The sequence below is a fragment of the Enterovibrio sp. QJM3NY_24 genome, assembly GCF_057786035.1.
Map to the genome: position 1 here is coordinate 1,019,562 of NZ_CM173520.1, position 26,005 is coordinate 1,045,566.

The following is a 26,005-nucleotide window of genomic DNA, read 5'->3' on the forward strand; positions in this document are numbered from 1 at the left end:
TTTATCGCATAACCCAACAAGCAATGGAACATAACTATGCAATCACTAAAAACTGAGGGGTCCGATAGTTTCTACAAGCTGCTGGCAGTCGGTGCCCGATTAAATATTGAGCTTTCTGATGATCCAAAGAAAATGCAGGTTGCATCTCGGCTCGTGGGTTATCGAAAAGAGCAATTTCTTTTGATTGATTGCCCAACGGGAAAAGACCCTTTTATCGAACGATTCTATATTCCCAACAACGAAATCATCGTTCGTGCTATCACGGATAGTGAATTTAGGGATGTCATCGCATTTCGTTGTTTAGTCATGGGCGTCATACAAAGGCCCATCCGACTGCTTATCGTTTCCATTCCTGAGAACATTGCACACCGACAAATCCGCCAAGAACCCCGCATAGACACAAACATGTCTATTCGCATCCAAGGCGGTGAAGGTATCTTTAGCGGAAGAATGACTGACTATTCAGTGTCAGGGTGCTGCTTAGAAATCACTGCCGATGAGCATTTGCTGTTTGAAGATGAAACGTTAGAAATCATCATTGATTACGGTAATGATTTGAGCGGTAAAATCAAAGGCACTGTTGTTGCAGTCAATAACGAGAAAGACCCACCCACGGCAGGTCTTCGGTTTGACGAAAGCGGCGCCTCACTGCGAAAAGAGTTTTTCTATCAACTGCTGTTTGATATCCGTAAAAACGACAAATCGCTGGACGTCTGACTAAGTATTTGAAAACAAATACCGTCCAACAGGCTGTCACTCTCAGCAAGAACGACAGCCTGGTTCCATCTCTATTATCTCATTATCATCCTGCGTCCAACACGCCTCGACGTATCTGGTCCATTTCAATCGATTCAAACAATGCCTGAAAATTCCCTTCGCCAAACCCTTGGTTGCCTTTACGCTGAATAATTTCAAAGAACACAGGACCAATCACGGTATCGGTAAATATCTGTAACAGAATACCGGTACTCTCATTGCCATCAATCAATACACGCAGTTCGCGAAGTTTATTCAGGCTTTCATCGTGTCCTTCTACTCGCCCATTGACGTTCTCGTAATACGTATCGGGCGTATCCATAAAACGCATTCCACGCGAGCGCAAAGTGTGAACGGTTTGGTATATGTCGTCAGTGCTCAATGCGATATGTTGAATACCTTCGCCATTGTAGGCATCAAGGTATTCCGCAATCTGCGATTTATCATCACTCGATTCGTTAATGGGGATACGGATTTTTCCACAAGGGGCGGTTAATGCGCGAGATTTCAATCCCGTCAGTTTTCCCTCGATATCAAAAAAGCGGATTTCTTTAAAATTGGCGATACGATCGTAAAAATCCGACCACACATCCATGTTACCTTTTTCGACATTGTGCGTGAGATGATCAATCACCTTCAACCCCGCATCCGCAGCCTTAAGCGTTTCCTGCCAATTAGGGTAGTAACTAAAATCAATGTCGTATATCTCACTGTCACCGTAACGATCGACAAGATAGAGATACGAACCGCCAATACCATGAATGGCTGGGATGTTCAGCTCCATCAAACCGATGCGAGGTTCACAAGCTTCTGCGCCTTGCTTCACCGCATAGCTCATTGCGTGGCTAGAATCATTGACCCGAAACGCCATGGCATTCACGCTGGCGCCATGTTGCTTCGCAAAACCTTCCGCTTGTGAATCATGTTCGCCGTTAACGATGAAATTGATGTCGCCCTGACGATACAGCCACACGTCTTTATGTTTGTGTTTGGCAATCTCCGCGAAGCCCATCAGCGAAAAAAGGTTTTTCAGATCGGCAATGCCTTTTGCATTGGGCGCCGTGTATTCAACAAACTCGAAGCCATCTGTCCCCATTGGATTGATTGTTGTCTCTGCCATCTTCATTTCTCCTGCCAAGCCATCAGCCATTGGCGTCCCTCTAAAATGCACCGAACCATGTGCAGACCATCCCAAATCAATGATGCTGAGTCTGGGGTATGCCTTTAAAGGGATAGCAGTCTGTAAGCAGAAACAGCAACGCAAGCGTGCCTTCACAAGGAAGCACACTGTAAAGGAAGTTGTGTACAAGGAGATTGACAGTACGTGATGGCGCGCTGTTAATTGGGCAAGCTGACCTGTAAATATCGTGCAACCATTTCAGCGGCTTCAACTTCTTCTCCACAAAGATCAGCCCCCCAATCTGGCCCCAACATCACGGCATCTTTCGCGAGATCCACCAGCCATTCGTCAACAAATTCGGGAATGGTAATGGCCATTGGCGCAAAATCCTCCCACTCGTCAACACAATGAATGGCCGCTGCTTCTCTTGAAGACCAGAACGGCATGACATCAGTATCTTCATAAATGGATGAATCACAGATCACCCACCCTGTTTTACATTGTAAACCCCAGACCTCACCGTGATGGCGGGAATTGGCAACGAACCGCTCTACGGGTGTCGCTTCAATGGTTGTCATGCCCTTTCTCCTGATTTGCGCAAAGTCTTCTATGACGCCAACATATGGCAAGCTAACACTTCAATTTATGCAGTAGAGATGGGGCGTTGTGTATCAAGATTGAGGATTTAGTATTAGTGACCGCGGGCTTGCTCTCTACGAAACACGGCAGGCGTAGCGCCCACTCTCAATTTGAATTGTTGAGAGAGGTGTTGTTGAGATGAAAAACCACATGCAGAGGCGACATCGACCAATGACAGGCTATTTTGGGTAAGCAGAATTTTCGCCAGTTCCACACGTCGAAACAGCACGTATTGATGCGGGGTACAGCCGAAACTGGTTTTGAACATACGAGCAAAATGGAACTCACTCAACTGCGTCAAGGTCGCCAAATCACTGAGCGAAAAAGACACGGATAAGCTTTCTTCTACATATTCAATCACTCGCCGCTGGTTTTGTGGCGACAAGCCCCCTGAAGCGACCGTAAGTTTCAACGGTTGATGACAATATTGTCTGACCATGTGTAGCAGCAACATTTGCTGTGCGTGAGACAACATGAGCCTGTCGGTGCTTTGCGACCAATCCAATTTCAACATGGTTTGACGCACCAGTTGGCTGACAAACGGATCATCAACAAAGGTACATTCTTTCAGCTCAATATGACGGCCTTCTTTATCGAACACCTGCTCAGCAAAGCGCTGCAGGTGCGCTTGCTCAAAATAGAAATGAAAGAAACGGAAAGGGTCAGAAAACGCCCAGTCGGAACGATGATCTTTCGGCATCAAACAAAGCTTGTCTTCACCGCCATACAAATCACCTGCGCCTGAACATCGTTTGGTGTTTTGTCCACCCGCGACATAAAAACTCAGGGTGTGATGACCCGGCTTGTCATAGCTCGCGCTGCCGTGGCTGTTGCTCCACACCGCCGCACCCATGCCATTGTCTAGCCAGATATCGCCATGCAGCTTTGCCGTATTCTCTCGCAATACGTTGTAAACACGCTGCCTTTTCATCCCCTGAGGTGAATCCTTGTCCATACCACTCCTACTCCTGTCTCTTTTCAATATATCCCGAGTGAGAGGTTGTGGGTACTAACTGCAGGAGAAAAGCGCAAGAATCTATAAAATCAGCAGGAATATGAAAGTCAGCCGACAATCTTCGGAATAAGGTGTGGGCATAAAAACAACAATGTCATCTGGCTAGTAAGAAAAAGGAGTAGTGGCACATGAATGCAATATTATATGCAGTAACTGTGTTTATTTGGGGGTCAACTTGGCTGGCTATCGCATATCAGATCGGCGACACACCTGTTGTCGTCTCTGTTGGCTGGCGTTTTGGGTTGGCATCCCTCGCCCTATTTTTCGTATTAATTGCGCGTAACGCGCTGCCCAAATTAACCCGTGAAAACCACAAAATGGCAGCGCTGCTGGCCTTGTGTCTGTTTTCCAACAATTTCCTGTGCTTTTACGCCGCAACACAATACCTGCCCAGTGGGCTAAACGCCGTGGTGTTTTCACTTGCTCCCATCTTGAACGCATTGAATCTTTGGTGGCTTGATAAACGTCGCCCGACAGGCACCTTCGTCCAAGGCGCATTGATGGGCTTTACCGGGGTTGTCTTTCTTTTCGGCTCGCAGTTCTTAAATGCCGATATGGATATCACCATTTTCCTTGGCCTTGGCTTGTCTTTGGTGGGCACTTACTTCTTTTCGATGGGCAATTTGGTCTCAGCCCGCGCTCAGAAAAAAAACATGCCGCTGTTGCCGACCACGGCGTGGGCAATGGGATACGGCGCAATCTACCTGTTTGCCATCGCACTGTTCATGGGGCATTCATTCGCCATTTCTACCACACCTCTGTACGTTTCTGCACTGGTCTATCTCGCGATTATTGGCTCTGTGGTTGGTTTCAACACCTACCTTGCTTTAGTCGGACGCATAGGGGCGGCCAAAGCGGCTTACTGTACCGTGCTGTTCCCTTTGGTTGCACTATCACTTTCCACCGTGTTTGAAGGCTACGAATGGACGTGGATGTCCGCCCTTGGCGTGATGTTAGTGATTGCCGGAAACCTTCGTGTGTTTGGCGTACCCGAACCCGTTAAGCGCTGGTATCTCGCGCACCGATAACGATGCCCAAACAACCTCACGTAGCTCGCACAGAGCGAGCTACTCCGCCGCAAGTTGAATCACCCACACAATGCAGACCAACACCGGCCATAACCAACTGGGTATGCCGAGTGAAAATCGATTAATCGCGTGGGGATTTTGTTTATTATTGTTGTCCATGAGTTTGTCCTCGTACTGTTCACTAAGGACAATTAAACCCCATCAAATGGGCGCTAGCGGGGAAGACAAATGGCAATGTGGCGAGCAATGGTGGCGGAAATCTGGCAAAGCACTCAATCTAGCGCGTGTGATGGTGTGATGACTACACCTTGAAATCGTAGCTGCGTTCGCCATTTTGCGGGGTAATGGTTTTTTCTACTTGTTGCAACAGTTGCTGCTGACCCTGGGTGTAGGCGGAATACTTCGCCATTTTAGCTTCTTGCTCGGCAACACGGTCAATCAAACCACGATAATCACCGCGCTGTGGTGCGGCTTCTGCCTGCTTTTTCTCTTCACGCTCTTTACGCAAAACCTCAGCGCGTTCACTGATTGATTGTTCTTTCGCTGATGTCACACCGTCATTACGCGCAGCATTAGCATCTTCGCGTTCTTTCTGGCGAGATGTCATCAAGCTATTGGTCGAATAACTGGTGTTGATCAGGTTTGGCATTGCATTTCCCACTTTCTATGTTGCTGGCTATGTCGATGAATATCACCTGTCAGCATTCTTGCCAACGTACTCTTAACTCTAGTACAGCCCCCTCTTATACGAAGCGTTTTTCTGCTCAACATCACAAAAAAATAAGCAAGCATCAAATGAATGATGCTTGCTTATAGATATACAGAAGCGTTTAACTCTCTGAAATAATACTATTTAAACGTCCGTTGACGCGTTTTCTCTAACTTCTTCAAAATGGCATCAATGCGATCAGGGTGCACCATATATTGTTGGAACCCCTTCATTCCTTCTTTCGCCATCGCAGGGTCAGTATCGCGGTCATAAAACTGCGCTGTACCCTCAGCTTCACCCAGCATCACAACACCTGCATTAAGGTATTCATCATCTTTCGGCGTTGCTTTGTTGTTGGTGGGAATTTGCAGCATCGCTGCATTGATCATGGTCTGGATTTCAGGTTGAGCCACAAACGCGAGGAACTTACGCGCATCTTCTTTGTTTTTAGCTTTGCTTGGAATATGCAACGTATCCATTGGCGCATCTTCTGCCATTGGCACCGTCGAATCGATCACCGGGAATTGGAAGAAACCCATATTCGGACGCACTTCATCGGTGAAGTTCGCTGCCAAGAAATTACCCATCAGGTACATGGCCGCTTCGCCGTTGTAGAGGAAAGGTTGTGCTTCTTGCCAAGAATAAGACGCGTGATTTTTGAGATAGTAACCCGGCTCAACCAGATCATTCCACTTCTCAAACACGGCTTTGACGCGCGGATCCGTGTAAGGGATTTTGCCGTCCATCAAGTCGATATGAAAATCGAGACCGTTCACGCGCATGTTCAAGTAATCAAACCAGCCCGCTGCCGTCCAAAGGTACTTGGTACCAATGGTAAATGGCGTCACACCGTTGTCACTCAGTGTCTTCGATGCGGCAACCAGATCTTCCCACGTCTTCGGTACGGCAATACCGTATTTGTCGAACAAATCTTTACGGTAGTAGATACCCCATTGGTAATAGGTGTAAGGCACACCATATTGCTTGCCTTTGATCGTCATGGCTGGGGCTGCGCTGGCGAAATCTTCGACCATGCCGTTAGCTGTCCAGATATCGCTGACATCTTCAAACAAACCGCGATCGACAAAGGTTTTCATGCGATTGCCTGCGTACCAGAACACCACATCCGGCGGAGAGGTCACCAGCCAGTTACGAATCGTTGTTTTGTAGGCTTCGTGATCATAAAGGTTATATTTCACCTCAATGTCAGGGTTTTTCTGCTCAAACTTGGCGATCACTTCTGCCCACGCTTTTTTCGGCGCCGGATCAGAGGCATCTGAATTAATCACCAGCGTCCCAGCCGCAACCGAGCCACTTAGCACAAGCAATAGGGAGCAAAGTGCGCCCAACCCTTTTTTCGCAAGTGTTCTCATTTTCGTCTTCCTTATTGTCGTCAAACCGAGATCAGCCTTTTGTCGCGCCCAGCGTTAACCCGGCAATAAAATGTCGCTGCATGGTGAAAAACAAAGCCACAGGAGGAAGTGCAGCAATCACCGCCCCTGCAGACATGTACTGCCACGATGCTAACCACTGTCCTTGCAATGCATTCAGTCCAGCCGTAACTGGGCGAACCTCATCGCTTTGCACCAGCACTAACGCCCAGAAAAAGTCGTTCCATATAAAGGTAAAGACCAAAACGGACAATGCAGCCAGTGCGGGCCTCACTAAAGGGAGAACCACATACCAAAAAATTCGCCACTCACTCACCCCTTCAACACGTGCCGCTTCAATGAGCGCATCAGGAATGCCGACGATGAAATTGCGCATAAATAAGGTGCAAAATCCTGCTTGGAATGCCACATGGAAAAATATCAGCGCCCAGTGTGTGTCATAAATACCCAGATCGATAGTGAGGTCACGGACTGGGATCATCAGGATTTGGAAGGGGACAAAGTTACCGCCAATGAACAGGGCAAACAGCCACACATTGGCGCGAAATTTATACTTCGCCAACGCGAAACCCGCCAAGGTAGACACAACAACGGCGCCTGCAACCGCAGGAATGCTGATCAGCAAACTGTTGATCAGATAACGCCCCATTGGGGTGGCGATAAACACTTGAGTATAATTTTCAACCAGTTGCAGCTCATCGGGCATGCCCCAGTAGTTGCCAGCATTAATGTCGGCAATCGATCGCACTGAGGTCATCAGCACGGCAGCAAGTGGGATCAACCACAAGCAAACCGCAACATACAGAGCGATACGATACGTCACGTTAGCGACCGCTCCACGATTCTCTATCGGTCTTGGAAACATTAGCGCTCTCCTTTCAACATGCGCCACAAGAACCAGGCGATATATACAAGCATGATCAGGAACAGTACGACTGCAACCGCAGCGCCGTAGCCCATTCGATAGTTAAAAATAGATTCTTCATACATAAGGTATGCAAGGACTGTTGAGCTGCCCCAAGGGCCACCCGCTGTCATGGTCGCGACTAAATCGAACGAGCGCAATGCGCCAATCACGGTGACGACGACGGCAATAAAGGTTGCCGGTTTCAGTTGTGGCACTACCACATACCAAAGCATCCGCCAGCCTTTCGCACCATCTAAGCGCGCGGCTTCTAGCTGCTCTGGGTCGAGGTTATTTAACCCCGTGAGATACAAGATCATGCAATAGGCAACTTGCGGCCAAAGACCGGCGGCGATAATGCCGTAGGTCACCAAATCTTCGTCAGCCAAGATGGAAACAGGATCAAAGCCCATTGCCACCATCATCTGCGTTAGCAACCCGAATGATGGGTCATAGAACCACGCAAACACCAAACCGACGACCACTTGTGAAATAACAAAGGGAAAGAAAAACAATGCCTTGATGAGGCGAATACCTTTGACTTTCTGATTCAAAAACAACGCAATCAGTAAGCCAATAGGCGGAGCGAGCATGAACAAAACCATCCAAATGAAATTGTTCACCAACGCCGTGTAGAAGGCATCTGAATCAAACAATTCGATGTAATTGCCCCATCCTACCCACGTTTTTTCGCCAAGGTCGTCCCACTCAAAAAAGCTCAACCAAACGCTTTGCATGATGGGATACAGCACATAGAGCGAGAAAATCACAATAGCGGGGGCGAGAAACAACCAAGGCGCTGCGATAAGCCGACTTCGCTTAGGCCTTACGGTAGGAGATGCAGTAGAGGAAAGCCCTGTCATAAGTACGTCCTGTCCGTTTATCCCTTGTTTTGAAAAAGGGAGAGAAAGCGCTGATACACCCTGAAACTTGTTGCTTTAATGTAAATGCACTGTTGTGTTTAAATTTAATCTAGTTTAAAAAATATCTCATGTAAACGTTTCCATTGCACAAAAAAAGCACTATTTTAATTAAAGGGTGAAGTGAACAACGAAATCTAAATTCATCAAAAGCAACTCGTAGCATAGGACTTGCAGCATGGCGGACATTACACTTAGAAACGTTATTAAGCGCTTCGGCAAAGTAGAAACAATTCACGGCATCGATCTGGATATCTCGGGCGGGGAGTTTGTAGTTTTTGTTGGGCCATCCGGCTGCGGCAAGTCGACGCTTCTGCGTTTGATCGCCGGATTGGAAACCATATCAGACGGAAAGATCTCCATTAACGGCGTCGAAGTCAACGACGTAGATCCTGCTGATCGCGGTGTGGCGATGGTGTTTCAATCCTACGCTTTGTACCCGCATATGACAGTGCGTGAAAACATGGGCTTTGGCTTGAAAATGAATGGCGTTGATAAAGATGACATCGCCAAACAGGTTGATCGCGCTGCGAAGACCTTGCAACTCGACCCTTTGCTCGATCGCAAACCAAAAGCGCTATCCGGTGGTCAGCGTCAACGCGTGGCCATTGGTCGAGCGATTGTTCGCGACCCGAAAGTGTTTTTGTTTGATGAACCCCTTTCCAACCTTGACGCCGAATTGCGCGTGGAGATGCGACTGCAAATTGCCAAGCTCCACCAAGAACTAAAAAACACCATGGTGTATGTCACCCACGATCAAGTCGAAGCCATGACGCTCGCCGACAAAATCGTGGTGTTGAGAGACGGCAACATCGAACAAGTTGGTTCACCGCTTGCGCTTTACCACAACCCCGCCAACCTGTTTGTCGCTGGGTTTATTGGCTCACCAAGAATGAACTTTGTGTCGGGTACCGTTTCGGTCACTAATGGTACCGAGGCGACCATCACCATGCCTGACGGCCAATCATTAACTGTGCCGGTGGCGAAACCTGTCAACGAAGGTGAAGCCGTTACCGTGGGGATCCGCCCCGAGCATATTCAAATTGGCAAAGGCCCCGGATTCAACTTTGAATTTCACAGTGAAGTGGTTGAACGACTCGGCAATAGCACCTATTTGTTTGGGCAATATAGCGGCGTAGATAGCTTCAAAGTGCACATTCCCGGTGACAACGCGGTAAAAGCGTTCCAAACCGTATCCTTGCATTGCTCTCCAGCCGATATCCACCTGTTCGACAGCAATGAGCAAGCCTTAACGTTTCGTGAGCCGACGGTTACCAAAAGCGCCAGCCTTGAATCTGATGAATAGATGAACAGCTGTAAACGATAAACCAGTCACTCATGGTGATAGCGCTAACCGAGATCCGTATTCTGGAGAGATCAACGATGAGCACAGCCCATGGCAACAATTAAAGATGTAGCCAAACATGCAGGTGTTTCTGTTGCCACGGTATCACGGGTACTCAATGGTTCACCGCAGACGCGACCAGATACGGTTTCACTGGTTAAACAGGCCATGGTGACATTGGGTTATCGCCCCAATGCCGCTGCACGTACTTTGGTCAGTAAAAAAAGCCTCACCATTGGTGTTGTGGTGGCAGATGTGTCCGACCCCTTTTTTGGTACGCTGGTTAAACAGGTCGATACCATTGCGCATTATCGCGGGCATCAACTGTTGATTGGTAATGGTTATCACGATGCCGTACGAGAAAAACAAGCCATTGAATCGCTGATCCAGAACCAGGTTGGCGCACTAATCGTCCACAGCAAAGCACTGGACGACGACACCCTTCGCGCTTACGCACAAGAACTCCCCGCCATGGTGTTTATCAATCGTCTCATCGAAGGGTTAGAAGATCGGTGCGTGTATCTTGATAACTATCGAGGTGCCTATTTGGCGACTGAACATCTTATCCAGCAAGGCCATCACCATATTGCCTACATTGGCTCAGACCATCACATTGAAGATACTCAGCAACGTCAGCAAGGCTATCTTGACGCCTTAGCCGTCCACCATTTGGAAAAACCAAATAACGGAGACGACACACAAAGCTCAATGGCTTTTTCCCCGCCCGACGAACAAGGCGGCGAAACCGCGATCAACGCACTGCTAAGCCGCAATCAAAAGGTCAGTGCCCTCTTTTGTTACAACGACGGCATGGCGGTTGGGGTCATCACCGCACTGACGGATAAGGGTTATCACGTGCCGGAAGACGTGTCTGTGATTGGTTTTGATGACAGTCTTGTGGCCCGTTATTTACACCCAAAACTCTCTACCGTGCGCTACCCCATTGCAGAAATGGCAACGGAAGCCGCCGAAATTGCCATTTCGCGGTTACTGCACAGTGAAACGCCAGCCAAAAATGGTCGCTACCAACCTATATTGATAAAGAGAGATTCTGTCCGAAACGTGAATCGCTCAAAGCCTTAATGAATATTTCACAAGCAGTGGCGCAAACATCGAAAAAGTGCGCCCGCTCAAGGGATGACAAACATGGTGACAACCCCAACTTCATTAAATAAGACGCCAGCAGAGCGTTTCTTGCATCTTCAGTCTGCGAACAACAGTTTGATTGTCCAGCTTGAACCTGCCCCTGCCATTGTTTACTGGGGCAACAAATTTAGCCGTGAACAGCCGCTTTCAGCCGCCTTGTTTGATGCTCCCGTCGGACAAGCACGATTAGATAGCCACATTCCGTTGGCGCTTTGCCCCGAACAAGGGCGCGGTGATTTCGGCAGCCCCGGTATTGAAGGCCACAGGAACGGGAAAGATTGGGCCCCCGTCTTCGAACTGATCTCCGTTACCGAAAGCTTATCTTCTGCGCGTTTGACCATCTCTGATCCTCGCGCTTCGCTTGAGATCATAATTGAACTCGCCTTGGATGAAGACAGCGATGTGTTGACGCTTAAACAGCGATTAATCAACACAGGCAGCGCCGACTACACCGTAAATCGTTTTGCCTTGACCTTGCCGCTGGCAGAGACATTTTCAGACATCATCTCCTTTCATGGTCGCTGGTCGCACGAATTTCAACTGCAGCGCACCCCGCTCGAGCACAGTGGATTTATTCAAGAAAATCGCCGTGGTCGCACCTCACACGAGTCTTTTCCAGGCATGATTGCGTTGCATCCCAACAGCAACGATCTCAGCGGTGACGTGATAGGCATGCACTTTGGCTGGAGCGGAAACCATCGCCTTCAAGCCCAAGTGAAAAGTGACGGACGCCGTTACTTGCAAGCTGAAGCGTTATTAGCCGCCGGCGAAGTGATGCTCCCACCCGGAGAAGCCTTTGATACGCCCACCTTGTACGCCGTTTTCTCTGCTAAGGGCTTAAACGGCATGATGCAAAAATTCCATCAATATGTACGTTCATCGCTGCTGCAATTCCCGCCATCTAGCGCTCGCCCAGTGCATTTCAATACATGGGAAGGTATCTACTTCGACCACCAGCCAAGGCGTATTATGGCAATGGCCGACGCAGTTGCACGTCTCGGCGTCGAGCGCTTTATTCTTGATGATGGTTGGTTTATTAACCGCGATAACGACACCCGTGCGCTCGGTGATTGGCAAGTCGACAAACGCAAATACCCAGATGGTCTTACGCCCATGATCGATCACATCAATCAGCTCGGGATGGAGTTTGGTTTGTGGGTGGAACCGGAAATGGTCAGCAAAGACTCCGAACTGTTCCGCAACCATCCTGATTGGATGCTAGGGCTTGATACATTGGGGTACACACAACCCTCAGGCCGCTATCAATTTGTGCTCGATTTGCAAAATCAGAACGCCTACCACTATCTCTTGTCGTCGCTCGATGCCCTGCTAACCGAACACAACATTGCTTATTTGAAGTGGGACATGAACCGTGAACTCGTGCAGGCTGGCCATGATTCTCGTCCAGCCTATCACTTACAGACACTCGCGCTTTATCAACTCATCGATGACTTAAGAGCACGTCACCCCTATGTGGAAATCGAATCCTGCGCATCTGGCGGGGGTCGCATTGACTATGAAGTGTTAAAGCGCACCCACCGATTTTGGACATCCGATTGCAACGATGCGCTTGAACGCCAACGTATTCAGCAGGGCATGCAACTGTTCTTCCCGCCAGAGGTGATGGGCAGTCACATCGGTCCGCGCCAAAGCCACACCACACGTCGTTGCCACGATATGTCACTTCGCGGTATCACCGCTTTGTTCGGTCATATGGGCGCAGAACTTGACCCCGTCGGGCTGGAAGACAACGAATTGCGCGCTTTTGCCCGCTATATAGGTTTACACAAGCAATACCGACCGTTACTGCATCATGGTAAATGCTTCAACCTGCCGTCACACGATCCCAACACCCGCATTTATGGCGTGATGGATGATTCCGTCACACTGCTCGCTGTCGCGCAACTTGCTATGCCGCAATACGCCCTTTGCGGACAGCTTCGTTTACCTGTGTTGTGCGCCAACAAACGCTACCGTGTCGAAGTGCTCGATTCACCTGCCGCATTTTCCCACACCATGAAGCACAAGCCTGTCTGGATGGATAAACCATTGACGATTCAAGGTGATCAGCTGATCCAAATTGGACTAAGCTTGCCATTAATGGACCCGGAAAGTGCCATGCTGTTGTCCTTCACCTTGGTATGATTTTGAACACGAACCATGACGCATCAGATAAAGAGAAGCACAGTATGACCCGCTATACAGAGTTAATACGCCGTCGTCACTGGGAAAACCCATCGATCACTCACCTGAATCGGCTACCTGCCCATTGCCCGATGTCCTCCTACCCCAGCATAGAGGCCGCATTAGACGATCAAGGCAACGCCATTCCTGTCTCGCGAAACCGCCTATCACTGAACGGACAATGGAAATTTGCTCTGTTTGATATGCCTGAGTCTGTGCTACCGCTGTCCGTCTGCCGCGAGTTTGATGATTCAGAATGGCGAAACATGCCCGTGCCGTCGAATTGGCAACGTCAGGGAACAGACGACATTCCTATCTACACCAATGTGCAATATCCGTTTGAATCCATTCCTCCCATCGTGCCAGAGCACAACCCGACGGGGGTGTATCGCACCACGTTTTCGCTGCCAGAATCACGGCTAACATCTCAGATTATTGTGTGTTTTGAAGGTGTCGGCGCTGCCTTTTATTTATGGTGCAACGGCCACTTTGTTGGCTACAGCCAAGACAGCCGTTTACCCGCAGAATTCGATTTAGGCCCACATGTCACCGCCGGAGAAAACCAACTTACCGCTGTCGTGCTACGTTGGAGCGACGGCAGTTACCTTGAAGATCAGGACATGTGGTGGCTGAGTGGTATTTTTCGCGATGTCACCCTGCGGATAAAACCTTTAAATCAAATTGTCGATTTCGACGTTAACACTCGCCTTGACCCTACTCATCAAATCGGCATCTTGTCAGTCACCACCACCTTGCGTGGTATTCATGACCGGGTCGCTATTCAGCTGTTTGATGAGGGTGTTGATATTTCAGGCCCTGTCATATCACGCTGTGGCGAGCGCCCGATCGACGAGCGAGGCAGTTGGTCTAACCGCGTTGAGCATCAAATCACCATCTCCTGCCCTCGACTTTGGAGCGATGAAGATCCGCACCTGTATCGACTAGTTGTCACCTTACTGGACGAGAACGACGAAGCTATCGACATTGAAGCGTGTAACGTTGGCTTCCGTCAGGTTGAGATCATCAACGGGCAACTCACGATCAACGGACAACCTGCGCTTATTCGTGGCGTAAACCGTCATGAATTTCATCACGAACACGGCTACGTTCAACGCGTTGAAGACATCGAAAGCGACATCAAACTCATCAAGCAATACAACTTCAACGCTATACGGACTTCGCACTACCCCAATCACCCCGCTTTTTATCAACTGTGTGATAAATACGGTTTGTACGTGGTCGACGAAGCCAATATCGAAACGCACGGCTTAGTGCCCATGTGCCAGTTGTCTGACAATACCGAATGGCTGGGTGCCTACATGGAACGCATGACTCGCATGGTCGAGCGTGACAAAAACCACCCCTGCATTATTATCTGGTCGCTGGGCAATGAGTCCGGCATTGGTACCAATCACCATGCCATGTACCAATGGGTAAAACATCGCGATCCTAGTCGACCCGTGCAATATGAAGGTGGCGGTGCAAACACAAAAGCCACCGACATTGTGTGCCCTATGTATGCGCGAGTCGAACAAGATCAAGACAACATCACGTTGCCCAAGTGGGCATTGCCAAAATGGATCGGATTACCGAACGAAGATCGCCCGTTGATCTTATGCGAATATGCCCACGCCATGGGAAACAGCCTTGGCAGTTTCGACAAATATTGGGATGCATTCCGACGCTACCCACGCCTACAAGGCGGTTTTATTTGGGATTGGGTCGATCAAGGCCTTTTGCGGAAAGATGATCAAGGTTCAAATCAGAAACATGATCAAGAGCATTGGGCCTACGGCGGCGATTTTGGCGACACACCAAACGACAGGCAGTTCTGTATCAACGGACTCATGTTTCCAGACAGAACCCCTCATCCGTCCGCTTTTGAAGCCAAATACCATCAGCAACGCTTTGGCTACACACTCAACAGCGCTTCGCCTCTGAGCGTTACCTTGCGCCATGAATACGTGTTTCATCCACCGGAAGCACTCTCCCTTCGTTGGACATTGCAAGAGAATGGCAAGCAGATCGCTTACGGGGAAGAGGCCCTCCACCTGCATCTTGGTGAAGACAGCCAACACACGCTTTTAGAACGCCTGCCCGAAGCCAAGCCTGGCAAAGCCTACTTTGTAAATCTCGAGGTTGTACTGTCAGAACCAGAACCTTGGGCGGACAAAGGCACTGTGATTGGTTGGTTTCAACTCGCCTTACCGGTTAATTCAAGCATACCGCTACCCGACATTTCACCAGACCGACTGCCAGAGGTGTTCGAAGATACCGATCATTGGACGATTCGCGGCGAGCATTTTGAGCTAGGGTTCGACAAACAAAGTGGGCATTTAGTGCAATGGCTCATTGATGGTGAAGAACAGTTACTCGATGCGCCCAAAGACAATTTCATTCGTCCACCTATCGACAATGATATCGGTGCGAGTGAAGCCGATAACCCTGACCCCAATGCTTGGCTCAATAAGTGGCAAGAGGCAGGGCTATTTTCGTTGCGTCATGAAAACCTATTTAACACCGTTGATGTCCTCAGCGACCAAATTCAGATTCGCTCTCATCATGGCTATTTTTCTGGCGACACGATGGTGATCACCACCCTTTGGCGCTATGAAGTGAATGTGTCTGGAGAAATATTGCTGACCGTTGACGTGAACGTCGCACCTGGTATGCCCGCGCTGCCTCGCGTTGGACTAGAGCTTGCCTTGCCGCTCACCGATTCTGTCGCGTGGTTCGGGCGAGGACCATTTGAGAATTACCCTGACCGTAAATCAGCCGCTATGGTCAGCCGATACCTCGCCCATATTGATGACATGCACACCCCCTATATTTTTCCGTCGGAAAACGGACTGCGATGCGATGTACGACAAATGGATATCGACAACCTGCGCATACTGGGCTTATTCCATTTCTCGGTGAGCCGCTACAGCCAAGAGAGCCTCGCCGACGCCAAGCATCAACATGAATTGGTACAAGATGACCACTTGTATTTACGTATCGACGGCCATCATATGGGCGTAGGCGGGGACGACTCTTGGAGCCCCAGTGTGCACCCAGAATACCTGCTCAATGCGCTGCATTATCGATATTCGCTCACCCTAACCATGAAGCAGGAATAGTGTGAACGATTGGCATGAAAAGAAAGTGCTCGATGGCAGGTCTAAACATAGGCAAGATAAACGTTTGTACGACAAAACCGCAGTACCTTGAATACGCCTTGAATGCGCCTTGATTATATCTTGATCGCTTCGAGGCACTCGGAGGCACCCACAAATTACTCTATCAAACCTTAAGGAACAAGAATGCCAAACCTAAGCGCTCATAGCCTTTATCACAAAACCTTCTGCCCATACTGCGTCAAAGTACGTGCGGCACTGAAAATGATGAGCCTAGACGTTGACCTGGTTGATGTTGGCGCAGACAGAGAAGCGTACAACACACTGGTGACGCAAGGAGGAAGGGGGATGGTGCCATGCCTTCGTATTGCCCATGACGATGGCTCAATAGAATGGATGTATGAGTCAGACGACATCATCGACTACTTCAAAGAGAATTTTTCGAAGTAAGCCAATCCTCCAGCGCTACGTTCATCGTGGCGCTGATTGCTTCTTTTTCAATGTCACATCGTCATACTTTTATCTTTCTTATCTTTTTTTGTCGCCTTTTTGGCTGCCTTTTTGGCTGCCTTTCTTTTTTCTCGCTTTCTTTTGTCTTCTATCTCTCTCCTTGTTATCTCACATTTCCATCTTCCCTCATCGACAAAATCTTGGATGCATATTCAATATTAAATGCCAGCAGTGAAAGAAGTATCAATATTGATTCCTCTGCCTTAATCGCTTTTATCGCGTCGTGAATTAAGTTTGTTGTATTTACCGAAAACGAGACAATCCAAAACGGGATGGATCTTTACTATGACGGGATACGAAAGCCAGCGAGCAAGATTTCACGCCATATTATCAAGACTTTGCTCGTCAAATTATGGGGACAGACAAGCTGCCTTTTATGAGAATTTTTCTACTATCGCTAACGTTTTTAATTTCAACACTGGTGAACGGTGAACCCCATCCACTGCGTGTTGTGTCCGAAATACTGCCACCCTTTCAAACCATCAATGACGGCGGTGAATTTCAGGGAAAAGCCGTTGATATGGTCAACGCCATTTTGGACGAAGCAGGCTATAACGAAGCCACTATTGCAGTGATGCCTTGGGCGCGTGCTTACAAAAAAGCACAGAAAGAAACGAATGTCGCCATTTTCTCTTTGGCCTATTCCGAAAAACGTTCCACGCTTTTTCATTGGGTTGGCGCATTGTATGCGTTAGAGCGATCCTCGTTAATCGGCCTTAAACGCCGTGACGATCTGAATGTACCGACCCTTGAAGAGGCTAAAAAATTTCGTATTTGCTCAGAGCTTGACACGCACTCGTATCAATATCTAAAAAGCCTCGGTTATGAGCCGAACAAGAACCTGTTTTCCGTTAGAAGCGTGCTGGCGACTTATCGCACCGATAATGGCGGTATTGCACGTCCGGCTCTCAATCTCACGCTCCTCAACGCAAAAAAATGTGACTATGTGACAGGACTTTGGTCGATTTATGCCTACAGCGAAAATGCCGATCAGAGTCTGAAGCCATTTTTCTATCTCGGACAACCAAGCAAACCCTTGGTACTGCATTTGGCGATGAGCCTGAACTCTGATCAAGCAGTCATTGATAACCTAACAACGGCATACAAAACCCTAAGAGAAAATGGCGATCTCCATCGCATTTGCATCGGTAACGATTCAGCGAAACTCTACGAGCGTTCTTGTAAAGCGACCTTACCCACGTCCAAATAGGTGCAGCAATAATGCAGAAAATATCGAACGCCAGCACACCGCTTCTCAGACGGTTTGTCACGTCCGTGATGTTAGTAAGCATCATTGGCGGTACTCTATTGAGCGTCATTATTGCTTCGGTACAACTTAATCGACTCCATGATCAGAAAGAACAAACTGCGCGCTTGCGGATTGAAAACATCCTAGACAGTGCCGCTTATGCCGCATTTAACCTAGACTCGGCACAGGGCTATTCACTACTGAAGAGCTTTCAAAATGACACACTGTTTCATGGGATTGCGCTACTCGATAATTACAAAGATACCGTCGCAGAGATAGCACCGCTCAACGGTTCCGCTGCCGCAGAAAGGTCATGGACGGACGTTTTCTTGTCAACGCCGCCACATACCAAACTGACGTATCCTCTGGTTTTCCATGTACACAGAAACAATCAATATGTCGATGAGCCAGTAGGCTACCTTGTCGGCAACGTTAACTATCAAACAACGCATCGTGAATTTCTTCAACTGCTGTGGACCATCGGGCTATCGACCCTGGGCGAGGTGTTGCTGGTCGCGATCATTCTGACTATTTTCTTCCATAAACAGATAGGCAGACCGCTCTCAAACATTATCGAATCTATCGATGAAAGTGCCCGAATTGGTCAACAAAAAAACACCACGATCCAGAAAGTAAAAGGCCATGACCGCGACGAATTTGGTCGTTTGGTGGATGCCTACAACAACTCTGTCATGCAAGCGACGAGCTACATGACAGATCTAGAAGCCGCGAAATCCGAGTTGAAGTCACTGTCGGAAATTGACCCCCTAACCAATGTGGCAAACCGTCGCGCTCTTCTTGCTGAACTGACCAAGCGATGCGATCAAGCATTGCCATTCGCCGTCGTGTCACTCGATATTGACGACTTTGGCAGTTACAACGATGCCTACGGACACCAGACCGGTGATGCCCTTTTGGTGACCCTCGCCAACACTCTCAAAGAACATTTACCAAAAGGCACGCCGATTAGCCGAACAGGGGGCGATGAGTTTGTCTTCATTTTGCCAAACAAAAAGAACCATGACATTGTGCTGAAGCTTTTGAGTCCCCTGCTGACTATTTCACTGAGCGAGCAGTTACCCGGAGGCACACACCATATCTCTTGCTCGTTGGGCGTCGCGTTCTTCCCCGATGATGGCCAAAACCCACGACAGCTTTCTCATGCCACTGACATCGCGTTATATGTCGCCAAAGACGCAGGCCGAAAATGCATTCGTTTCTATGACAAACAAGCAGATTTAGCCAGAACTCGGCAAGAAGCCGTCCGCAAAGCATTACAACAGACGATAGAAAACAAAGATTTCAATCTGCTTTACCAACCCAAGGTCAACATGAGAACAGGAAGCATCACTGGCTGTGAAGCCCTACTTCGACTGAACAATACAACACACACACATGTTGAAATCATTGAAGAGGCTGAACGAAACGGCTTGATAGTGGCACTGGGAAGAGAAGTGATGCATCGCGCTTTTTCTGACATGAGTCAAGTGCTCGATAAACTGCCAGAAGACTTTAGATTCAGCGTCAACGTATCCCCACGACAGCTTGTTTCCGAAGGCTTTATCGTTGATCTTTTGGCCACGGCGACAAAATACAATGTGCCGCTGCGATATCTGGATATTGAAATTACAGAGTCCACCCAGATGTTTGACACAGCATCGAGCAGCCAAACCCGTCAATGGCTCAAAAACGCAGGTGTGACGGTGACGCTGGACGATTTCGGCACTGGCTTTGCTTCGCTTGAATACTTGATGACTTATGGCTTTGATCAAATCAAAATCGACAAACACTTCACTCAGGCATTACCCATTGATGAAGACGCTAAAGCGATTTTCAATGTGGTGCAGTACCTTGCCGACAAGCTCAACATGGCGATCGTCGCAGAGGGCGTGGAAACCCATGAGCAAGTAACCTACTTACTCAACCAAGGTTTTGAGTGTGCGCAAGGCTACTTCTACTCAACCCCACTATCGGTTCGTGATTTGTTGTTGTTTCTCGTGAAACGCCAGCTTTCCAACCAAATATGTGTTGATGCCTCCTGAAACCCCTTGATCATTCTCGATAGAACCATTAATTACAAATAAATCATATGGATAATGGGGAGCCCCCTCCCCACATCTTTTGGAAATACAACGTATAACACCAATAAAAGTATTAAATATCCCGACAGTGGTGTTTCGATCTGAATACACTATCGCCATATTGAGATAGAAATCGCTTTTAATAGATCGGGAATTGAATAAAGATTAACCCATAGCAACGAGAGTTAATCACAAAGAAAAACGCTGGCGGAGAAATTGTCGTAACAGCTAACTGTATATGTTGTACCGATCATCTGTATTTTGTAGTAACAGTTAATCGGGTTTGTTGTTGCAGTTATCGGTATTATTTCTTCGCTGGCAACCTATTACGTAAGTGCGCACTTTTTTCGTGCATTTACCGGGCGATAGCATCGCTATTCATGTTAAAAGGAATTAACCATGAAATTTCTATTAAACAATCGCTTGCTCAATACGCATGAAAGTAATTTTTCCATCTATATCATTACAGAAAGAAACTTTCACTTGCTTATAAATAAGTAACGTAGCGCGATTAAACCAGTAATGAATCGACCAACTCCATTCATTACCACAAAGAATTTACTGACATCATGTTGTACCTTGATGACATTTTGGTAAATCCACAGGGAAGTCCTTTGCAATAAGTGAAACATTTTTAATGCACTTTGCATTTAGGACAGGTAAGGGTTATTTCTATGCGGACTCTATCTTGCCTGTCCTTTTATTTCTCTCTCCCCCCCCCCCCTTTCATGTCATTTTCGCCACCACTTCCCTGTCTTTTGTTTCTAGCCACGCCCAATCTCTTACATAAACCCTCTAATACACACTTTCAAACAATCCACTCTTCCTCGTCATGGCTTCTTTGTATGTTACGTCTGTTATATTAGGACACTGGCACATAGCCATAGGCGCAGAGAATGTTTACTGTAGTCTGTATTGAGCAACACCTATTACTTAACGCAAAAAAAAAAGCACTATAAAGGATGCACGTTAACCATGGAATTCAGGTTTGAACTCGTTCACGCAAGCGGCGCAACATCGACATTGAACATTGGCAGTTGGGTGATTGACAATCAGCAATCCTGGGCCGTTTTCAGCACAGAGGGCGACATTGGATCGCTGCTCGGCAGCTTACTATGTGACGAATTGCCTTTTTCCGGCACGCTAGAAAAAGGCGCAGGCAACATCGCCCAAGTTTCGTTGGTCACGCAGCAGCGATTGCTGGATGACGAGATCGCCCACGACGATACTGATTTCCTGGACCGCATCGACACAGGCACCACGGTGTACGATCTGATCTACGCCAACAGCCTGAATAATAAAGCGCTAACGCAGCAACTGATCGACGATTTGGATCTCAACCATCTTGCAGACAGCGGCTTTCGGGTATTGTCGACCGGAGAAACCCGACGCGTGATGCTGGCGCGTGCACTGGCAACTCAACCTGATTTTCTGGTATTGGATAATCCTTTCAGCGGCCTAGATGTGGCCCATCGCGCGGCATTAGCACACTACCTCACAACCCTGTCCCAAACCGTGCCAATGATGGTGACATTTTCACGCGAAGAAGACATGCCAGAATGGGTCGACCACATTGCCCTGTTCAACCACGGCAAGCTAGAAGGTCTAATGGACAAGAACGCGTGGAACACTCACCCGGTGATCACGCAAATCAAGGCCCAATCGAAAGAACAAAGCGATGACATGATGACGTTGATTCGCCGTCATCAGCACAATTCTCCCTTTGAGAACCCCATCTTTGAACTCAAACACGGGCACGTGGAATACACCGCAAAAACCATTTTTACCGAGGTGAATTGGCGCATCGATAAAGGCCAACATTGGCAAGTGAAAGGCCCGAATGGTTGTGGCAAAAGTACCCTGCTCGGCATGATCTTTGGTGATCACCCGCAGTGCTACAGCAATGACATTCACATTTTCGGTAAGCAGCGTGGTTCTGGCGAAACCATCTGGGAAATCAAAAAGCATATCGGTATGGTGTCGTCAGCCTTGCACCTGCAATATCGGGTTAACTGCAGCGCGTTAGAGGTGATTATTTCGGGTTTCTATGATTCTATCGGCCTGTACAACCAACCCACACGCAAAGAGCGAGAGCTTGCCAAAGAATGGCTGGATATCCTCCATATGGGCCAGTACGTCAAAACCCCGTTTCGCCAGTTGGAATACGGTCAACAACGCTTGCTACTCATCGCCCGCGCCATTGTAAAACACCCCACCTTGCTGATCTTGGACGAACCCTACCAAGGCTTGGATTACCTCGGCCGCAGGCTGATGAAAAGCACCTTGGAGCTTATCGCCAAGGAAAATCTCAGTCAATTGCTCTATGTTTCACACTATCAGGATGATGAACTGGCAAGCATTCGAAACACGCTAACGTTTGTGTTTGATGAGGCGAGTAAGTGTTATCGGGCGAAGATTTCAGGGTGTTAATTGGCTTGATGTAAGGCTACTCGTACCACCAAAAAAAAGTGATTTCGCGGTTTGCAGATATCACTGAGGCTATCCAAGAACAGTGACTATCTGCGTATTCACAGCAATCATATCAATGCCATGCCTCACCACATAAAAAACCGCCATTTTAAGGTGTGTTAGCGTGTAGATTTACGCGAGAACACACGCCAATAAGCGTGCTTCCACATCATCGAACTGACCATCCGAGACAATTTCAATTCGGCTTTCCATCGCATCATCCAACGTCATTTTTTCAAGTGCATCCAAGGTGAGGTTATACCCAAACACCCCAGTGTCTGTGATAAAGACGGCCTTCATCCTCACTGCTTTTATGGTCGGTAAAAATCGCGAGAGGGTTTTATAGTCAAAGATCTTGTCTGGCGAAAAACGCCACCCGATGCTCGAATAACCGTCATCTTGGTTTGCTGCTTTAATAAAACCACAGGCAGGGATAGGACGCTCAGATGCCAATGGCTTGTCTTGTTTATGCTGATGGTGATGGTGATGGTGTGGGTCCAACAAGTGATTAACACTTGGGCCAGACAGGAAAGAAAACGGAATGTCGCCGTTTTGGGTTAACACAATTTCTGTCTGCGCCGCAGCGTGTTCTTTTACATAGTTGGCCAATCTCGCTGTGTCACCTTCTCGATATAAATCGACTTTGTTGCCCACAACAAGATCGGCCATCGCTATTTGCTGATTGAAGGTGGCATGGCTGGTGTAGCGTTCGTCTGACAATGCTCGTGCATCCACCAAGGTCAGTGTTTTTTGTAACGCGAGTACCTCTTGGTAATATTCCGATGTCAGTACTTCCAGTACTTCTTTAGGGTGACCTAACCCTGTGGGCTCAATCAACAAACGATCAGGTCTTGCCTCAGAAAGCAGTTGTGATAGCGCAATTTGCATGGGAAGACCCGCCGCACAACACATGCAACCACCGGGCACTTCTCGAATAAATACCCCCTGTTGTTTGGAGTGTGTGCCTTCAAACAAGCTGCCATCAACACCAATTTCTCCAAATTCGTTCACCAAGACGGCCCAGCGTTCGTTAGACGGTTTGCTTTTCAGTAAATGTAAGATCGCGGATGTTTTTCCAACCCCCAAAAAGCCCGTGATGATATTCGTTGGAACGGCGAGTATTTTTTGGGGTTTAGAATTCATTCGCTAACCTTTTGTAGCCTTCGACTAAGACATTGTTTGCTGACACAACAGACTCTGAAAAACTGGAATACTCAGGTGGGACTTTTTCGATCGTATCGAGATCGAACCCTGGGCCAATGTTCATCATTGGTGGGACGTGGTAAGTGGCGGGTAAATCTACGCCATCGACAACGCAGTTATGACGGATCACACAGCCATCGCCAATGGTGGTGCGAAACACCACGCTATTGAATCCGATGAACACATTGTCTCCAGTCTCACAGGGGCCATGCACAATGGAGCGATGCGCAATAGATGTTTGTTTGCCAATCGACACCGCCGCCCCGCTTTTAGAGTGAATAACCACGCCATCTTGAATGTTGGAGTCACTGTGAATAGTGATCGGCTGCATGTTGCCCGAATCATCGACTTCATCTGCACGAATTACCGCGTAGGGCCCTACAAACACATTTTCTTCAATAATAACGTGACCGCAGATGATGGCAGTGGGGTCAATGAAGGCGCTTTCGGATACATGTGGATAGTGGCCAGAAGGATTTTTTCTCAGCACGTCATTCTCCCTAACGTTTTTCGATGAAACAGCAACTACCTTGTCGGGTAAGCATGGGGTTTGATGTGATGTCTCTTATCAAGAGCCTTGTTGTCGTTAACGATCGCGACAGGTACCGTTCTCTTTTTCCGTCTGATGTAATGCGATTTTTTCGCGCAGCAGCATGAAAAGCTTTGCGGCAAGGTTGGTCACCATAAACAGGAAGGTGCAAACACACACGATCGTGGCACCTGTTGGCGTGTCGAAAACGAAGGAGCTGCGAAGGCCGATCAAACTGGCACATACCGCGATGAATGCAGCCATGATCGCCATGGTTTCAGGCGTTCGACTTAAAGGGCGAGCAGTGGCGGCTGGAACAATCAACATGGCCGCAATCAAGAGCACCCCAACCACTTTGATGGCAACGGCGACCACAATGGCCAAAGACAGAGTGAGAATGAATTGCTCACGTTTGGGGTCAAAACCGCTCGCGAGCGCGAGATCAGGGTTTAACGTAGACAGCAGCAACCCAGACCAACGATACGCAATGAGCGACAACACCAAGGCTGCACCGCCCCAAATGAGCCAAATATCGGTTTGGCCGACGGCCAAAATATCCCCGAAAAGATAAGACATCAGGTCAATCCTGATACCAGAAAGAAAAGAAACAGCGACAAGACCTATCGCCAAAGAAGAGTGTGCAATCACACCTAGTAAAGTATCCATGGCAAAGCCCCGCCCGCTAAGGCTTGAAACCGTCATTGCCATTAATAGAGACACAACCAACACGCCAGCAAAAATCGGGGTCGATAGCGTGAGTGAAAGTGCCACGCCCAGCACCGCAGCGTGTGCCGTCGCATCACCGAAATAGGCCATGCGTCGCCACACAACAAAGCAACCTAACGGGGCAGCAGCCAAGGCAACGCCGACACTGGCTAGCATTGCTCGGATTAAGAAATCATCAAACATTCAGAGCGTTCCGGTTGCAGATTGACGGCGAGATTCGCGCAGATTTAAAGCGGTATCGTCATGCGCATCAAGACCAAACAAGGCGCGATATTCGTGTGAATCACTGATGACATCAGGCTCACCTTGGCAACAAATATGCCCATTGAGGCAAACCACCCAATCAGTTTGTTTCATCACCACATGAAGCTCATGGCTGATCATGACAATGGCACACCCTCGCGTTTCCCTTACCTTGGCGATTTGTCGATAGAAATCGGCTGTCCCGCGATGGTCTAGCCCTTGTGTGGCTTCATCAAGTAGCAATAAATTCGGTTCACCGAGCAGCGCTCGTGCGAGTAGCACGCGCTGAAATTGCCCGCCTGACAAATCCATCACTTGTTGTTTATCCAGTCCTTCAACACCTGCATCCACAAGTGCCTGAGCCACCACGTCACGTGAGTGTGCACGGGGTAAATTCATAAATCGCGAGACAGTGATTGGCAGGGTTTCATCGATGTATAACCACTGAGGCACATACCCTATGCGTAAATCCGCGGCTTTTTTTAATTCACCGCCACTGGGGAAAAGCGCGCCAATGATAGTTTTGAATAGAGTGCTTTTTCCTGCGCCATTCGGACCGACAAGCGTGATAATTTCACCAGCATGCACGGAAAGATTGATATTCCGGAGAATATCTCGTTGACCGAGACGAACGGACACGTTGTGGCACTCAATCAACATTGATGTATTTCCTTTACAACCTAAAAATCAAACAGCGCTAGATCTGACTGGTGACGCCTGAT

At 48.3% G+C, this 26,005-nt stretch carries 21 protein-coding genes; 10 read left to right on the top strand and 11 right to left on the bottom strand.

Features of this window, described 5'->3' with window-relative positions; all coding sequences use genetic code 11:
- Positions 1-36 precede the first annotated feature (36 nt).
- Positions 37-717 (top strand): flagellar brake protein, encoded by a 681-nt coding sequence (locus AC3CIC_RS20770; RefSeq protein WP_488516065.1) that lies wholly within the window; start codon positions 37-39, stop codon positions 715-717.
- Positions 718-802: 85 nt separating this feature from the next.
- On the opposite strand, the gene hppD is transcribed toward AC3CIC_RS20770, so the two are convergent.
- The 3 genes from hppD to AC3CIC_RS20785 form a co-directional block, all read right to left on the bottom strand.
- A complete protein-coding gene (gene hppD, locus AC3CIC_RS20775) occupies positions 803-1,906 on the bottom strand; it encodes a 4-hydroxyphenylpyruvate dioxygenase (RefSeq protein WP_488516066.1) in 1,104 nt (367 codons plus the stop codon).
- A 188-nt stretch (positions 1,907-2,094) separates the two neighbouring features.
- On the bottom strand, positions 2,095-2,454 hold the full coding sequence (locus AC3CIC_RS20780; RefSeq protein ID WP_016959829.1) for a DUF2750 domain-containing protein: 360 nt from the start codon (positions 2,452-2,454) through the stop codon (positions 2,095-2,097).
- 113 nt (positions 2,455-2,567) lie between these two features.
- Positions 2,568-3,470 (bottom strand): helix-turn-helix domain-containing protein, encoded by a 903-nt coding sequence (locus tag AC3CIC_RS20785; RefSeq protein ID WP_488516067.1) that lies wholly within the window; start codon positions 3,468-3,470, stop codon positions 2,568-2,570.
- Between the two features lie 188 nt (positions 3,471-3,658).
- Between AC3CIC_RS20785 and AC3CIC_RS20790 the strand changes: the two genes are divergently transcribed.
- Positions 3,659-4,558, top strand: a complete 900-nt coding sequence (locus tag AC3CIC_RS20790) for a DMT family transporter (protein ID WP_017006461.1) — start codon at positions 3,659-3,661, stop codon at positions 4,556-4,558.
- Positions 4,559-4,859: 301 nt separating this feature from the next.
- On the opposite strand, the gene AC3CIC_RS20795 is transcribed toward AC3CIC_RS20790, so the two are convergent.
- The 4 genes from AC3CIC_RS20795 to AC3CIC_RS20810 all read right to left on the bottom strand — a co-directional run bounded on the left by AC3CIC_RS20795 (position 4,860) and on the right by AC3CIC_RS20810 (position 8,425).
- The gene (locus AC3CIC_RS20795) at positions 4,860-5,207 is read right to left on the bottom strand and encodes a hypothetical protein (RefSeq protein ID WP_488516068.1); all 348 of its coding nucleotides are present in this window, start codon (positions 5,205-5,207) and stop codon (positions 4,860-4,862) included.
- 200 nt (positions 5,208-5,407) lie between these two features.
- On the bottom strand, positions 5,408-6,640 hold the full coding sequence (locus tag AC3CIC_RS20800; protein ID WP_488516069.1) for an ABC transporter substrate-binding protein: 1,233 nt from the start codon (positions 6,638-6,640) through the stop codon (positions 5,408-5,410).
- A gap of 31 nt (positions 6,641-6,671) precedes the next feature.
- Positions 6,672-7,523 (bottom strand): carbohydrate ABC transporter permease, encoded by an 852-nt coding sequence (locus AC3CIC_RS20805; protein ID WP_488516070.1) that lies wholly within the window; start codon positions 7,521-7,523, stop codon positions 6,672-6,674.
- Positions 7,523-8,425 carry a carbohydrate ABC transporter permease gene (locus AC3CIC_RS20810; RefSeq protein WP_488516071.1) on the bottom strand — a complete coding sequence of 301 codons (903 nt, stop codon included), beginning with the start codon at positions 8,423-8,425 and terminating at the stop codon, positions 7,523-7,525. The genes AC3CIC_RS20805 and AC3CIC_RS20810 overlap by 1 nt, the downstream gene beginning before the upstream one ends.
- A gap of 235 nt (positions 8,426-8,660) precedes the next feature.
- Between AC3CIC_RS20810 and AC3CIC_RS20815 the strand changes: the two genes are divergently transcribed.
- From AC3CIC_RS20815 to modF, 8 genes are all read left to right on the top strand, one after another.
- Positions 8,661-9,788, top strand: coding sequence for an ABC transporter ATP-binding protein (locus AC3CIC_RS20815; protein WP_488516072.1), 1,128 nt, complete (start codon positions 8,661-8,663; stop codon positions 9,786-9,788).
- Positions 9,789-9,878: 90 nt separating this feature from the next.
- The gene (locus tag AC3CIC_RS20820; RefSeq protein ID WP_488516073.1) at positions 9,879-10,910 is read left to right on the top strand and encodes a substrate-binding domain-containing protein; all 1,032 of its coding nucleotides are present in this window, start codon (positions 9,879-9,881) and stop codon (positions 10,908-10,910) included.
- 63 nt (positions 10,911-10,973) lie between these two features.
- Positions 10,974-13,118, top strand: a complete 2,145-nt coding sequence (locus AC3CIC_RS20825; protein WP_488516074.1) for an alpha-galactosidase — start codon at positions 10,974-10,976, stop codon at positions 13,116-13,118.
- A gap of 44 nt (positions 13,119-13,162) precedes the next feature.
- The gene (locus AC3CIC_RS20830; protein ID WP_488516075.1) at positions 13,163-16,276 is read left to right on the top strand and encodes a beta-galactosidase; all 3,114 of its coding nucleotides are present in this window, start codon (positions 13,163-13,165) and stop codon (positions 16,274-16,276) included.
- A gap of 183 nt (positions 16,277-16,459) precedes the next feature.
- Complete coding sequence (locus tag AC3CIC_RS20835) at positions 16,460-16,723, top strand: glutaredoxin family protein (protein WP_394208899.1); 264 nt, start codon at positions 16,460-16,462, stop codon at positions 16,721-16,723.
- Between the two features lie 436 nt (positions 16,724-17,159).
- On the top strand, positions 17,160-17,993 hold the full coding sequence (locus AC3CIC_RS20840) for a substrate-binding periplasmic protein (protein WP_488516076.1): 834 nt from the start codon (positions 17,160-17,162) through the stop codon (positions 17,991-17,993).
- 11 nt (positions 17,994-18,004) lie between these two features.
- On the top strand, positions 18,005-20,074 hold the full coding sequence (locus AC3CIC_RS20845; protein WP_488516077.1) for an EAL domain-containing protein: 2,070 nt from the start codon (positions 18,005-18,007) through the stop codon (positions 20,072-20,074).
- Positions 20,075-21,088: 1,014 nt separating this feature from the next.
- Positions 21,089-22,543: a molybdate ABC transporter ATP-binding protein ModF gene (gene modF, locus AC3CIC_RS20850; protein WP_488516078.1), complete on the top strand. Its 1,455-nt coding sequence runs from the start codon at positions 21,089-21,091 to the stop codon at positions 22,541-22,543.
- 171 nt (positions 22,544-22,714) lie between these two features.
- Here the strand turns inward: modF and AC3CIC_RS20855 are convergent, their stop codons facing one another.
- The 4 genes from AC3CIC_RS20855 to AC3CIC_RS20870 form a co-directional block, all read right to left on the bottom strand.
- Entirely contained in the window at positions 22,715-23,725 is a 1,011-nt protein-coding gene (locus tag AC3CIC_RS20855) for a CobW family GTP-binding protein (RefSeq protein ID WP_488516079.1), read from the bottom strand.
- Positions 23,715-24,275 (bottom strand): LbetaH domain-containing protein, encoded by a 561-nt coding sequence (locus AC3CIC_RS20860; protein ID WP_488516080.1) that lies wholly within the window; start codon positions 24,273-24,275, stop codon positions 23,715-23,717. The genes AC3CIC_RS20855 and AC3CIC_RS20860 overlap by 11 nt, the downstream gene beginning before the upstream one ends.
- 96 nt (positions 24,276-24,371) lie before the next feature.
- On the bottom strand, positions 24,372-25,223 hold the full coding sequence (locus AC3CIC_RS20865; RefSeq protein WP_488516081.1) for a metal ABC transporter permease: 852 nt from the start codon (positions 25,221-25,223) through the stop codon (positions 24,372-24,374).
- A complete protein-coding gene (locus AC3CIC_RS20870) occupies positions 25,224-25,943 on the bottom strand; it encodes a metal ABC transporter ATP-binding protein (protein ID WP_488516082.1) in 720 nt (239 codons plus the stop codon).
- Positions 25,944-26,005: the final 62 nt, after the last annotated feature.